The sequence below is a fragment of the Kribbella ginsengisoli genome, assembly GCF_039537185.1.
GTDB classification, from domain to species: Bacteria; Actinomycetota; Actinomycetes; order Propionibacteriales; family Kribbellaceae; genus Kribbella; species Kribbella koreensis.
The window spans coordinates 76,024-89,511 of record NZ_BAABAA010000018.1 but is presented as its reverse complement, the minus strand read 5'-3'; the positions used below and the strand labels follow the sequence as shown (position 1 = coordinate 89,511).

The window sequence follows — 13,488 nt, the reverse complement described above, 5'->3', positions numbered from 1 at the left end:
ATAGGGGGCTGCTGCCGGTCGGCGTTCACGCAACGCCGGCGAGCCGGTAGATGGCGCTCGGCGATTCGGAAGACATGGTTCGCGCATCGTGAGAGGTTGGTTGGCGTCATGGAGAAGAGCCGAGCGAGCGAGGAAACGACCGACGATCGAGTCGATGTGCCGGCGCGCTCGCGTACCTCGCTGGTGACCTCGGCTCAGGTCTCCGCGAGGATGTCGCGGCAGGCGCGCCGCGATACGAAGCCCGAGATCGAACTACGTCGACGACTCCACCGCCTTGGCTATCGCTACCGCGTCAACAGACCGCTTCCGGGCCTGCCCCGCAGACGCGCGGACATCACCTTCGGGCGCAATCGACTCGTCGTATTTGTCGATGGATGCTTCTGGCACGGCTGCCCGGCGCACGGCACCAGCCCGCGGAACAACGGAGCGTGGTGGGCCGAGAAGCTCAGGAAGAACGTCGAACGCGATCGGGACACCGACAACCGTCTGAAGCAGGCTGGGTGGAGGGTCATTCGGATCTGGGAGCACGAGGATCCGGAGACAGCAGTGGTCCAGGTCGTCGAGGCCTTGACTACTGGGAGAGGTTCAGGTGACCGTACGTAACGTTCGGTCGGTGGCCGCGATATGGCTACCGAGCCGTGATGTCGACGGGGCGACGGGGTAGGGGAATGAGAGAGATGCTGATATGGGTGACCTGATCGATGACCTGGATGCCAAGTACGAAGTCTTCGTCGATCTCCTGGACACCAAGACACCCGAAGACGCCGTCAAGGCGTTGGAGATCTTCCAGGTCGAGGATCAGGTGATCCAGCAGATCATCGAGCGCCATGAGCAACGGGTCATCGAAATCCGCGAGATGGAAGAACCTCGGGCCGTGGTGCTCGACAACAGATACACCTGGTACACGGGGCCACGACCACAGGACAAGTGTTGGCCTGCGCTCGTCCGGCAACTCGAGGGTTCGGGATGGAAATGGGATCCTGCCATCGAGTCGTTGGATGCTGCTTCGACGCGGGTGGTGTCGTTGTTGAGCCATCCGCGAGAAAAGCTGTTCGCGACGCGTGGCCTCGTGGTGGGGTACGTCCAGTCGGGGAAGACGACGAACTTCACAGCCGTGATGGCGAAGGCCGCGGATCGCGGCTACAAGCTGTTCATCGTTCTTGCAGGTGTCCACAACGGCCTTCGACGCCAGACCCAGGCGCGCCTGGTGCAGCAGTTGGTCGAGCAGAACCCGACCCGCTGGCAACCGCTGACGGACCTGGAGAGGGATTTCGTGCCCCCGGCGAACGCAGCGTCGTTCTTCGGGAAAACGAACAAGACGCACGTCCTCTGCGTCGTGAAGAAGAACGCGACCGTGCTGCGGAAGTTCGCGGACTGGCTGGCTTCGGCCTCGGACTATCTTGCCGATTGCCCTGCTCTGATCATCGACGACGAGGCTGATCAGGCTACGGTGGCGACCAAGTCGATCAACCCGTTGATCCGCGAAATCCTTGGCACCTTGCCGAAATCGGCGTACGTCGGCTACACGGCCTCGCCGTTCGCCAACCTGTTGATCGATCCCAGTGCTGAGGATCTTTATCCGAAGGACTTCATCGTCAACCTGCCGAAGCCGGTCGGTCACTTCGGTACCGAGGTCGTGTTCGGGCGTTATGCACTCGATGGTGAGGATCCGGAAGACGTCGACGACGGCTACGACATGATCAGGACCGTCCCGGACTCCGACGTGGCGTGCGTACGGCCGCTCAAGCGCGTCGACATCGACGGCTTCGTGCCTGAGATCACGGATACGCTCCGTGATGCCATCCACTACTTCTGGCTCAGCACTGCTGCCCGTCGGGTCCGCGGTACCGGTGTTCCGCATTGCACGATGTTGGTGCACACCAGCGTCAACACCATCGTTCACCACCGGTTCAAACCACCGTTGGAGACGCTGCGAGTGAAGCTGCTGAGCGATCTTCGTGCCAACCTTGTACCGGACGAACTGCGATCACTGTGGGAAAAAGAGATCACCCGTGTGCCCGCTGAGGACTTCGGTGAGCAGACAGTCGAGTTCGAGGCGCTGCTACCGGAACTCGCCGGCGTCGTTGACGACTGCAGGATCATCATGGACAACTCGAGTAGTGAGGACCGGCTCGACTACGAGAGCGGACCGGTCGTCGCCATCGCAGTCGGCGGTAACACGCTGTCGCGGGGACTCACGCTTGAAGGGCTCGCGGTCAGCTACTTCGTTCGAGCAGTCTCGGCGTACGACACGCTGCTGCAGATGGGGCGGTGGTTCGGTTACCGGGACGGCTACGCCGACCTGCCGAGAATCTGGATGACCGAGGAACTGCAGGACTGGTTCCGTCATCTGTCGACGGTCGAGGCCGAGATGCGTCGAGACATCAACGTCTACATGACCGAGGACGAATCGCCTCTGACATTCGCAGTCAGGCTTCGGGAACATCCGGCGCTTCGCGTGACTGCTGCTGCGAAGATGAAGGATGCGGCCCGCGCCTCGTCGGCGTACGGCGGTCAGCGGGTCCAGACGCGGTACTTCGATCTGACTGAAGAGTGGCTTGTGCCCAATCAGCGCGCGGCCGACAGATTGGTGGAGCGCGCCCTTGCGACTGGGCGGCACGACGTTCCGACCGAAGAGGGGCGCCATGTCATTCGGGGTGTCAACAGTGACGACGTCCTCGAGTTCCTCAGCTCGTATCGGTTCCATGAGAAGTCCCAGGAATGCGATTCCAACCTCCTGACGAAGTACATCGAGAAGCGTCGGAAGGCCGGGGCGCTCGGAGCGTGGAATGTGGCTGTCGTCGGCAACCCTGTCGACTCGGCGCCGGGGTCTTACACGTTCGCGCAGGAGCTGACAGTCGGCCGGATCGTTCGTGCGCGACTGGGACCCGCCGAGTCGAGCGCCTCGATGTCGATCGATCGGTCGACTGCCGATATCAAGACGCTGATGAGCCGGCGGGACGCCGCGATCGATCTTGTCGGCGATACGAGCAAGTTCGACGAGATGACGATCAGGAGGGAGCGACTCGATCAGTTGCCCGATTCGGGGCTCCTGGTGCTGTACCCCATAGATCGGGTTTCGCAGCCGTCCGCCGGCCGCAAGGCGCGTGCAGCCCTGAATGCTGACGTCGACGTCATCGGCGTCGGGTTGGTATTTCCGCAGCCAGGCGTCGACAGTGCGGTCGAGTGGAACTACATCTCGGCAGATCTGTCCAAGGTGGACATCGAGGTCGAGGACTTCGCCCCGCTCAGCGAACTGGAGGGGTGAGGCGATGACACTGCGGGATGTCATGGAGGATCTGTGGGGCGCCTTGGATAGCAATGTTTCACCGGGTTCGGACCGGCTACGAGTCACGGAAACTCCGGTGACGTCCACTACAGGTTCGTTGATGGCTGCGGTGGACGACGCAGGTTGCAGGCATCTGCTGGTGCCTGTGGCCTCCGATCGCTTCGTCCGTGGAGGTCTTGACGGCCCCGCGCTCGTACTTCGGAAACGGACGCTGCAGGACAATGAGGACCGACGCACGTTTGCTGATCTGGGCTGCCTCCGTAGAGACCTCGACGACGTATTCACCGGCCTGTGCGCGGACGTCTTGCGAAGTGTTGAGGAAGAGCCGCACGATGCGCTCAAGATTCTCTACCGACGCGTGGACCACTGGCGAGCACTCTTTCGGACGTCCAGCCGACTGCTGGGTTCCGAGCAACAGGCCGGGCTCTTCGCCGAACTGACGGTGCTCATAGCTTTGCTCGAACTGGACCCGAGCGCCCATCGGACATGGGCCGGTCCGGCTCGACACCGTCATGATTTCGTCGGAGGTGGTCGCGCCGTCGAGGTCAAGGCAACGACGGCGTCCGACGGTCGGCGGATCAGGGTCCATGGGCTGGACCAGCTCGAGGCACCGCCCGGTGGTCTGCATCTGCATTGGCTTCGCCTCGAGACAGGGGGTGAATCCGCCCGCAGCCTGAACAGCCTGATCGAGGTGGCAGTGGAGCTCTGTGATGATGAGAGCGATCTGCGCACTCGGTTGGCGGCATCCGGCTACAACATCGTCGATCAGCGCCACTACGACGAGACACGGTTCGCTGTCGTCGACAGACGCCAATACTCCGTCGGCCCGGACTTTCCTCGCCTCGTCGCGTGCGACCTGCAGGACGCAGGTATTCCGATCAACGTGACAGATGTCGCGTACACGGTCGATCTGTCGTCTGAGCCGCCTGTACCTGTCTCCACTGAGCATGCCGAGGAACACCTCGTCGCAATGCTCCGAGATGGTTCGAAATGACGCCCGGATGGATGGCGCAGACATTCCCGCCGGACGGCGCCAGTGCGGCCGAGGGGATCAGGAATCAGCTGGGGCGTCCAGAGCTGGATCTTCTGACCATATTGGTTCGCGAAGCTGCTCAGAATTCGTGGGACGCTCGGGTGCGTGGCCTTGGCACGCCCGTCGAGTTCCAGATGGAGTTCGGTTCAGTGAGCGCGGCTCACCTGTCCACCTGGCGTGAGTTGCTGTTGCAGAACGCCCCGCTGGACCATCAGCTGCCATTGCGGGGCGCGCTGCGTCCGTCCGACATTCGAATCCTCAGTGTGTCGGACAGGGGAACCACCGGGCTCGGCGGACCGACGCGTGCAGATGTGGCACAGGGCGAGAACCACGACTTCGTCTCGTTCGTCCGCAACATCGGTGAGCCGCGTGATACAGAACTTGGGGGTGGCACCTATGGATTCGGAAAGGGAATCTTCTATCTCGTCTCCAAGCCCGGCACAGTTCTCCTCCATACGAGATGCGCCACGGAGGACGGCCTGCAGACACGCCTGATCGGGTGTGCCCTTTGGAAGAGTTATGTAGGGCAGGAAGACGCCGAGGAGAAGCGTTATACGGGGCGTCACTGGTGGGGTGATCCGTCCAGCGGAATCGTCGAACCGCTGATCGGTGAGGCAGCCGACCAGGCCGCTCGACGCCTTGGTCTCCGACCTTTCGAGGGGGAGGAGACCGGGACGACCGTCGTGATCATCGATCCGGTGCTCGACGGGCTGGAGCCTGCTCAGGCCGCCGAGTACGTGGCAGACACAATCGCCTGGCAGCTATGGCCGAAGATGCTCATGACTGGGGCCCATCGACCATCCATGCGCTTCTCAGTTCGCTGCGACGGCAATGAGGTATCGATTCCCGACCCGGAGCACACGCGGCCGCTGGACCTCTTCGTCGCGGCCTACCGCGAACTGACCGCAGGTGAGGCGCGGACTCTTGAGTGCCGGAGCCCGAAGAAGGTCCTGGGACGGCTGGGGTTGGCGAAGAGGGTCGGCCTGCCTGTCGAAGCGAGCGTGGCTTCGTTGACGGCCGGTGTCGAGGATATTGTTCACCACGTCTGTCTGATGCGCCCGGCCGAGTTGGTGGTGACCTACCACAAGGGGCCGAGACCGCCGAGTGAGCTGCTGTCCTATGCAGGCGTGTTCCGAGCCGATGCCGGTATGGACGATGTCTATGCGCGGGCTGAACCGCCGACCCACGACAGCTGGAATCCCCATTCTCTACAGCTTCCCGAGAGCACGTTCGTGCGCACTACCTTCCGACGTATCGGGGAGGCGTTGGAAGGTTTGCTCGAGTTGGGGGGATCGGTCCGTGGCGGATCCTCTGCGATCTCCCTCGGAGCAGCCAGCGGCAGATTCGCTTCGCTCGTCACCGGCGCTGAAGGTCTTGGCGGTGCGACCGACTACAGGTCGCATTCGGGCGCTGCACGCAGGGGACAGACCGCCGGTGGACAAGGTTCTGACGGGGCCGGCGGCTCGGGGAGCGGAGGTGGGAGCACAGCTCGGCGGAGCCGGATCGAGTACGACGGTGACCCATATCTCGACCACCGGGGCGGCCGGGTAGTCGTCATCCAGGATTTCCGCTTGCCAGACGAGGGCGAGTACCACATACATGTCGACACAGCGGTCCTGGCCGGACCCGGCACCCGAGAGACGGAGCCGCCTCTCGGGGCAGACGTACCCGAGTTCGTCGGATGGGAACGGCCCGACGGTCCGATCGTGAGCGATCGAGTACTTCGCACGGTTGGTGGCGACGGGTCGACCTGGAGGGTGATGGTGAGTCCGGCCTCGGACACGGTGACCGAGATCGACCTGAGGGTCGAATCCTTGTCGGGCTCGCGATGAGGCGACTCTCGCTTCCGTATCGGCAGCCACCGGCGGACACGGTCCGGGCCGATGACTGGATGCTCGTGGTGGACGAGGAGCAGGTGCCGCTACCGAGCCATCTGCCTGACTGGGACTATCGGATGAATCTCCACCTCAGACGCACTGTTGAGATCGATGCGGACGCCCTGCGAGCTGCGGCCGCATTGCCGCCGAACGCGCCTGTCGCACTCACGGTTGTGTGGACGGCGTCGGGCTCTGGTCTTCGGGCTTCGGCTTGTCGCGTACCTGTCAAGGCGACGGAACGCGATTTCATCGACCTCGAGGTACGGATAGCAGGCGCGGACCTCGGGGGCCTACTGGCCCTCGAGACCGTGATCGTGTTGGACGACCGGATGGTCGACGGTTCGCCGGTCGCGGCGAGGCGCGCAGGCTCGGTTCTCTGGCGTGAGCGCCGCGAGCTTCGACTTCAAGGTGATGCCCCCCAGTTCCCCCTGGCCGTTGTCGACTTCGAGAGAACATCGTTTCCGAACGATGCCGGCTGGCACCTGCAGATTTCGTCGAACCTCTCTGCAGCGACGATGGGCGCGATGTTGTTGTTGATCAACGAACGCAACTCAGTTGCCCTGTCGGCCTTCCAGAATGCCGCGAAACCACGTGCTGTCGACAAGGCAGTTCTGTCGTCGATATACATGGATGTCGCTCGGACGATGATCGAACACGCGCTACGTTCGGAGGAGTTCTCGGATACGGCGGAGTACGACGACGACACCTTGGGCGCTACCCTCCTGGCGCTCGTCGATCAGCTGTTCCCAGGTAGCTCGATCAACGATCTCAGACTGCGCATGGAGAGTGCTCCGACACACTTCGCGTCGGAGATCCAAGCTGCGGTCAGAGTGTTCGGAGACGATTGATGGGAGTTCTCTACCCTCGACTTCTGGCTGAGCAGGCCAGGACGCTGCACGAGCTCTATCGCACTCTCGAGATTGCCGAGCTGAGCCGGCGACACAGCACCTCGCACGACTCGAGCATCTTCGCTGCTATCGGTGGCGACAGGGCCCGCGTAGAGGACTTGGCCGCACTCCGCGCCGGGGTTGTCCAGCTCGCTGCCGAGTACGGGTTCCCCGGCGAGTCCACGCGTGATGCGCGCCGCGAATTCGATCTGCGCATCGCCGAGTTTCTGCACTCAGGTATGCAGATGGTTCCGGCTGAGGCTGCCGCGGGGGACGTATGGGCGTTCCTTGCCCTGGTCCTGCTTCCCGATGTCTCGTACTGGCGTTACCCTCGTCCACCAGGTGACCGCGTTCTGGCGACAGACATCACCCGGCACGTCTTCGGCAGGCTCTGGTGGCGGGCACAGCTGGTGTATTCCAACGACGATCAGGTCCCGTACGAGGCGCTGGGAGTCCTTGGCGAAGCCGCCTTCGACCAGATTTACGCTCGACGGAAGGCGCTGGGAGCAAGTCCGCACTTGGTAAAGGCGATTCTTCGCACCTGGACGAGCCTTGATCTGGCGGAGCTCGACGAACGAGACGTCCTGCGGGGTTTCCTGCAACGACTGCTGCGCTTGAGCCCGTTCGTGGTTTTCGACGCGTTGGAGCCCGTCACGCTTGACCTCGAACTCCGAGTCGTCGCACTCGAAACAATCGGCGCGATCCGGGCCGATCGGCCGACCTTCTAGGATGACATCAGTGAGCTTCCCTCTGACTCTGCAGTTCGATCCGCTGACAATCGAGCACCTGGGGTACAAGATGTACTCCCACTTGCCGAACGCGTTGGCAGAACTCATCGCCAACGCCTACGACGCAGATGCGACGAAGGTGAGGGTGGTGCTTCGTGACGATCAGGGCGACCGCGCCGTCATCGTCGAGGACAACGGACACGGTATGGGGGTCGGTGACCTTCAGGAGAAGTATCTCCGGATCGGTCGCAATCGACGGGCCGACGGGAACGACCGGTCGGAGTCGGGCAAACGATCAGTTGCCGGTAAGAAAGGGTTGGGAAAGCTGGCGCTTTTTGGGATCGGGGAGACCATCCTCCTGACCACGAAGCGGCAGGGCACCTCCGAAGAATTGCGAGTCGCGCTCAGTTGGTCCGAGATCAAGAGCGCGACCGGCACGGAGTACCACCCGGCTCTCTCCGCTCATGCTGCTACACCGGAATCGCACGGCACCTCCGTCGAGTTGACCAGACTGCATCGTCGAACGCCTGTCAACGCGCGTGAACTGGCGCACAGCTTGGGCAGGCTGTTCGGCTATCTCGATGACGAGTTCACGATCGAGGTCGTCGACGCGGCAGGTGTCAGTCGGCCAGTGGACAGGGACGCCCGGTTGGACTCTATCGATCGGGACATCGAGTGGCTCATCCCCGAAGACCTGTCTGTGGATCTGAAGGCGAAGCTACCCAACAACAGGATCCGGGGACGGATCGTTGCGGCAGCCAAACCGGTTCCTGCCGAGCAACGCGGTATCGCGCTCTACGCACACGGCAGGCTGGCGAACGAGCCCGAGTTCTACGGGGTTTCGGAGTCGAGTTACGCGTTCTCGTACCTCACGGGGTACCTCGATGTTGACTACATCGATGACGGCGCCGCGGATGTTATCTCCACCGACCGTCGATCGATCAGCTGGGACGGAGATCTGACGGTTGAGCTCAACAACTACCTTCAAGAACTCTTACGTTGGGCCTCGTTGGAACGTCGTGCAGCTCGCAAGAAGGCAACCAAGGAACGGATCGAGTCCGATCACGGAGTCGATCTGGACGGGTGGGTCGGATCGATCCGGAGCGAGGAACGTGATGCCGTCGGCCGAGCTGCCTCGATCCTGACATCAGCTGACTCCGCTCTGGACGACAAGGATCGTGACTCGCTCTTCGAGAGCCTGCGGACCATCGCACCGGACTATGCCGATCTGCACTGGCGGCATCTGCACCCCGCGATCAAGCAGGTCTCGGAGTCGTACTACGAGTCCGGCCACTTCCACGCAGCGATGTCGGAGGCGTTGAAGCGGTTCGTCAACGACATCAGAAAGGCCACCGGGCTTCAGGGCCAGGAAGCTTCCGCGATCGTGAACCAGGCATTCAAGTTCGATGGCAACGACCCCGCCCAGATCGACGTCACCCAGGCGTACGCAGATGCCGGGTTCGACATCAAGACGTTGAAGAACATTCGCAACGGACAGTGGAAGCTGTCGGACGGTGTTGTTGCGGCCTTCCGCAATCCGGTCGCGCACGAGGAGGAACTGCTCCTGATCGAGACCGAGGCGATGACCTACCAGGACTGCCTGGATGCACTGAGTATCGTCTCGCACCTCTACCGACATTTCGAGAGGGCCATGGACCTGCCGTCGAGCTCGTAAAACGCCGATCACGGGGGCGCAAAGATGCCGACATCTGTAGGTAGGTGCCCTAGGCAAGTAGGTGAGCGTTGACCTGGCGAACCGCGTCGGCGAGGTCGGGGTACTCGCTTACTTCCAGGCCAGCGGTGGTGAGGAGTTCCAGGCCTTCGCAGTCTACGAAGATGTTGGGTTCGCGCCAGGCCAGGGCTACGCGGGTGATGCCGGCGCCGATGATGAGTTCTGTGCAGGTGTGGGGGCGGGACGCGCGTTTGCTGCAGGGCTCGAGGCTGCTGTATATCGTTGAGCCGGCGAGGCGAGGGTCGTTGAGGGGGAGCTTGTTGATGGCTGTCTCTTCGGCGTGGTCGTGGGGATCGGTTTCGCGGGAATAGCCCGTCGAGAGGACCTCGCCGGATTTGTCGAGGATGATCGCGCCGACGTTGAAGGTCTCTGAGGGTGGGCAGGAGCGGGACAGGTCTATGGCTTGCCCGAGCCAGTAGCGGTCGTCATGGTTAGTCATCGGCGGGCCTTTCCAGGAGGTAGCACAACAAAACTACGTCACCGATTTGGCGGGTCTCGGTGAGGTTCGTCCGGCGGGTTGAGTTCTGAGGGTAGGGGCCGGGGGCTACGAAGCGGGCCGCGGCGGGGTCGCCGACGAAGAACGGGGCGATGACTAGGTGTAGTTCGTCTGCCAGGCCGGCGGTGAGGGGTGTGCATCGTGGTGCCGCCTTCGACCATCAGGCGTTGGATGCCTCGGGCACCGAGGTCCCGAAGTACGGACTGGAGGTCGGTGGCTTCGACGATAGTGGCGGCCTCGCTCAGGGAGGCTGAGGCCTTCTCGGGTGCGGGGGCGTAGACGAGTTTGTCCACGGCGCCTTCGGTGAAGAAGTTGGCAGTGGAGGAGAGGTTGCTGGTGGAGGTGAGTGTCACCTTGATGGGGGAGAAGGGCAGGCCGGCGGCCAAGCGGCGGTCGCGTCGGTCATGGGAGCGGACCAGGAGTCGGGGATTGTCCTGGCGGACGGTGTTGGCGCCGACAAGGATGGCGTCGACGCCGGCTCGTACGTCGTGTACTCGGTCGAAGTCCTCGTCGTTGGAGAGGAGGAGGTGTTGGCCCGTGGCGTCGTCGATGTAGCCGTCGATCGAGGTGGCGGCGGACAGTACGACGTACGGAGTGTTCGGCATCTGACGGGCTCCGGGTGGTGGTGCTCAGTGTTCGCGGGTGGGGGCGTTGTGGGAGTGGGTGTGGTTGGGCGGGCGTTGGGGTGTGGCGGTAGGGGGTGTGGCGGCGCCGGAGGCGGGTGGGGTGCCTTCTAGGGCCTTCATTGCCTGAGCTAGGTCGGGTGGGAGGGGTCTGCGGATGGGGGCTATTGGGGGTGTTGGGTCTTTGTCTGGTCCAACTGCAGGCTCGACGTTTGGGAGGGTGTCCAGCTCTGCAAGCGGAGTACCTCTGGTGCGGCCCAGGCGGATGGCGGTTACCTCGAAGGGGCGGCCGTCTTTGCGGGGTGCGAAGGCCAGGACCTGGCGGACGGGGAGGTGGTCGGGGGATGGGCCGTTGAACTCGCGGTAGGTCAGGCGGTGGGAAGGGCCCATTGGCCGGCCGCTGCGGTTGAACTCCTCGACTACCGGGAGTTTGATTTCGGCGCAGTCGCGGAGGTCGGCGTGGCGGTCTGAGTAGCCGAGGCGCTCACCGTTGAAATCGGTCTCTCGGCCGGCTCGAAGGGCGGCTAGGCCGGTACGGACTGCGGCGAACTGTTCCGCCTCGGGACCTGATGGATCTCGCAATGTTGCGGCGTGCAGGTCGCGGAGTTCCGCCTGGAGGTCCGGGTGCAGGACTAGGTGGTACTTCGCGGTCATGGTTGCGGCGCTGAGCCGGTGCCGTTGTTGGGGGGTTCGTCATCGTCGTCGAGGTCCCAGCCGAATTCTGCGGCCAAGTCATCGACCGGTACGTACTCGTCGGGGCCGGCGCTTGTGAGCCGTTGACGTGTCGTCTCGCGGGTGCGTTCCGTCTGATCTGTTTCCTCCGCGAGGGCGTCCAGGCGCTCCCACTCGGCGAAGGAGATCACGACGGCCTCCGGCTTGCCTTCGTCTCCGAAGAACAACGGCTCCGCTTGACCTTCGCGGAAGCGGCCGAGCATCCGGGGGAGGTTGAGGGCGGCAGTCGCGGTGTCGATGACGAGCAGGCGCTCACCGTTCGGCCGGTCATGAGGTGTCTCGGATGACATCCAGGCTCCTTCCACGAGTGACTCCGTCACCCTATGGCAATGAGGTATTCGTGGGCGGGAGATCTCCACAGCTGTGGATCTGTTGTGCCGCTGGTCGGCTAGTCGGCCGTTGGCTGGTCGGTCTCGCCGCGGGAGATGGTAATGGCTTTGAAGAGGAAGCGGACGGCGCGGTCGCAGACGGTGTAGACGGCTGCCACTGAGTCGGGGTTGTCGTCTACGCCGAAGCCGTGGGCTGCGGCTAGGCGGAGGGGTTCGTCCAGTGGGGCGGCGCGGCCGGCGATTCGGCTGGTTTCTTCGACCAGGGCGGGGATGTCTCGGACGGATGGGACGACGGCCTCCTCGCTGACCAGGTACAAGATCTTGGCGAAGACCAGGAGTGCTGCCGAGGTACGGGCTGGATAGTCGAGGAGGTAAGCGAGGCGGAACGCCGCGTTCTCCTGATCTGCCTGGATCTCCTCGACGTTGTTGTAGCCGAGGACTGCGGCGATCACCGAGCCGTTGCTCATGGGGCCTCCAGTGGGGGGGGTAGATGCGCTGGGCAACAGACGTTAGCCAAGACGGGCAGGGTCTGGGGCTGGTTTCCGGTGTCAATACATGCAACTGGCCGGCCCACCGCGGTGTGCGGGGGCCGGCCGGTTCGATCAGGCGTTGCGGAGGGATGCGAAGAAGGTGCGGAGGTCGGTGGTTACGTCGGCTGGGCGCTCGAGGGAGGCGTAGTGGCCGCCTTCTTTGAAGTTGGTCCAGTGGATGATGTTGGTGTTGTCGCGGTCTGCCAGGGGGCGGATGGTTTTGAAGTCGTCGGCGAAGACGGCTACGCCGGTGGGGGCGTTGTTGATGGCTGGTTCGGTGCCGGCGTGGGCTTCTTCGTAGTGGTAGCGGCCGGCGGTGGCGCTGGTGTTGGTGAACCAGTAGAGGGAGACCTCCGCCAGGATCTGGTCTGGGGTGACGAGGGAGGTGCCGTTGCCGAAGGAGTTGAAGAGCTCGTTCCAGGCCAGTTGGCCGACGGGGGAGTCGGAGATGCCTACGGCAACGGTTTGGGGGCGGGTGGAGTTGATGGCGTTGTAGCCGCCGACGGACTGGAACCACTGGAGGTGTTCGAGGGCGGCGTAGTCCTCGGGGGTGAACTTCTCGAACTCGGCGGGGTCGCCGGACGGGAAGGAGAAGAGTTGGAGGACGTGCAGGCCGAGGAAGCCTTCGGGGTTCAGGAGGCCTAGTTCGCGGGAGACCATGGCGCCGGCGTCGCTGCCGTGGGAGCCGTACGCCGAGTAGCCGAGGCGGCGCATGAGGGTGTCGAAGGTACGGGCGACGCGGGCCATGGTCCAGCCGCGGTCGACCAGCGGAGTACTGAATCCGAAGCCGGGGATGGACGGGATGACGACCGAGAAGGCGTCGGAGGCCTGGCCGCCGTGGGCCACCGGGTCGGTCAGCGGGCCGATCATGTCGAGGAAGTCGATGAAGGAACCCGGGTACGAGTGGATCAGCAGCAGCGGGGTGGCGTCGGCCTCGGCGGACGGTACGTGGATGAAGTGGACCGTCTGGCCGTCGATGTCGGTCAGGTAGTGCGGGTACTCGTTCATCCGGGCCTCCTGCGCCCGCCAGTCGAACCCGGTCTGCCAGTGGTCGACCATCTCGCGGAGGTAGCTGTTCGGAGTACCGAGTTCCCAGTCGTCGCCGGGGGCCGGCTCGGGGAGGCGGGTGTTGGCGAGGCGGGTGTTCAGGTCGTCCAGGTCGGCCTGGGCGATCTCGACGCGGAAGGAGCGGATGTCTGCTGAGGTGCTGCCGTTGTTGTTCATGGCTTTAC

The 13,488-nt window shown here is 63.5% G+C and carries 13 protein-coding genes and 1 pseudogene; 7 read left to right on the top strand and 7 right to left on the bottom strand.

What is annotated here, in order from left to right:
* The first annotated feature begins 108 nt into the window (after window positions 1–108).
* The 7 genes from ABD768_RS38585 (at window position 109) to ABD768_RS38555 (ending at window position 9,489) form a co-directional block, all read left to right on the top strand.
* Window positions 109–603, top strand: a complete 495-nt coding sequence (locus ABD768_RS38585; protein ID WP_344849228.1) for a very short patch repair endonuclease — start codon at window positions 109–111, stop codon at window positions 601–603.
* 82 nt (window positions 604–685) lie between these two features.
* A complete protein-coding gene (locus ABD768_RS38580; RefSeq protein WP_344849226.1) occupies window positions 686–3,268 on the top strand; it encodes a Z1 domain-containing protein in 2,583 nt (860 codons plus the stop codon).
* A gap of 4 nt (window positions 3,269–3,272) precedes the next feature.
* Window positions 3,273–4,283 (top strand): PD-(D/E)XK motif protein, encoded by a 1,011-nt coding sequence (locus ABD768_RS38575; protein WP_344849224.1) that lies wholly within the window; start codon window positions 3,273–3,275, stop codon window positions 4,281–4,283.
* Window positions 4,284–4,294: 11 nt separating this feature from the next.
* The gene (locus ABD768_RS38570; RefSeq protein WP_344849222.1) at window positions 4,295–6,154 is read left to right on the top strand and encodes a hypothetical protein; all 1,860 of its coding nucleotides are present in this window, start codon (window positions 4,295–4,297) and stop codon (window positions 6,152–6,154) included.
* Between the two features lie 68 nt (window positions 6,155–6,222).
* Complete coding sequence (locus ABD768_RS38565) at window positions 6,223–7,047, top strand: hypothetical protein (RefSeq protein WP_344849220.1); 825 nt, start codon at window positions 6,223–6,225, stop codon at window positions 7,045–7,047.
* Complete coding sequence (locus ABD768_RS38560; RefSeq protein ID WP_344849218.1) at window positions 7,047–7,814, top strand: DUF6339 family protein; 768 nt, start codon at window positions 7,047–7,049, stop codon at window positions 7,812–7,814. Before ABD768_RS38565 ends, ABD768_RS38560 begins: the two co-directional genes overlap by 1 nt.
* Window positions 7,815–7,824: 10 nt before the next feature.
* The gene (locus ABD768_RS38555; RefSeq protein WP_344849216.1) at window positions 7,825–9,489 is read left to right on the top strand and encodes a TIGR02391 family protein; all 1,665 of its coding nucleotides are present in this window, start codon (window positions 7,825–7,827) and stop codon (window positions 9,487–9,489) included.
* Between the two features lie 49 nt (window positions 9,490–9,538).
* Here the strand turns inward: ABD768_RS38555 and ABD768_RS38550 are convergent, their stop codons facing one another.
* From ABD768_RS38550 to ABD768_RS38520, 7 genes and pseudogenes are all read right to left on the bottom strand, one after another.
* Entirely contained in the window at window positions 9,539–9,985 is a 447-nt protein-coding gene (locus ABD768_RS38550; RefSeq protein WP_344849214.1) for a cytidine/deoxycytidylate deaminase family protein, read from the bottom strand.
* Complete coding sequence (locus ABD768_RS38545) at window positions 9,978–10,136, bottom strand: hypothetical protein (RefSeq protein ID WP_344849325.1); 159 nt, start codon at window positions 10,134–10,136, stop codon at window positions 9,978–9,980. The genes ABD768_RS38550 and ABD768_RS38545 overlap by 8 nt, the downstream gene beginning before the upstream one ends.
* A 100-nt stretch (window positions 10,137–10,236) precedes the next feature.
* A pseudogene (locus ABD768_RS38540) lies at window positions 10,237–10,647 on the bottom strand (RibD family protein); the annotation flags it as partial.
* Window positions 10,648–10,671: 24 nt separating this feature from the next.
* Window positions 10,672–11,319: a hypothetical protein gene (locus tag ABD768_RS38535; RefSeq protein ID WP_344849212.1), complete on the bottom strand. Its 648-nt coding sequence runs from the start codon at window positions 11,317–11,319 to the stop codon at window positions 10,672–10,674.
* Window positions 11,316–11,687: a hypothetical protein gene (locus tag ABD768_RS38530; RefSeq protein WP_344849210.1), complete on the bottom strand. Its 372-nt coding sequence runs from the start codon at window positions 11,685–11,687 to the stop codon at window positions 11,316–11,318. Before ABD768_RS38530 ends, ABD768_RS38535 begins: the two co-directional genes overlap by 4 nt.
* A gap of 98 nt (window positions 11,688–11,785) precedes the next feature.
* The gene (locus tag ABD768_RS38525) at window positions 11,786–12,193 is read right to left on the bottom strand and encodes a hypothetical protein (protein ID WP_344849208.1); all 408 of its coding nucleotides are present in this window, start codon (window positions 12,191–12,193) and stop codon (window positions 11,786–11,788) included.
* A gap of 135 nt (window positions 12,194–12,328) precedes the next feature.
* Window positions 12,329–13,480, bottom strand: coding sequence for an epoxide hydrolase family protein (locus ABD768_RS38520; protein WP_344849206.1), 1,152 nt, complete (start codon window positions 13,478–13,480; stop codon window positions 12,329–12,331).
* Window positions 13,481–13,488: the final 8 nt, after the last annotated feature.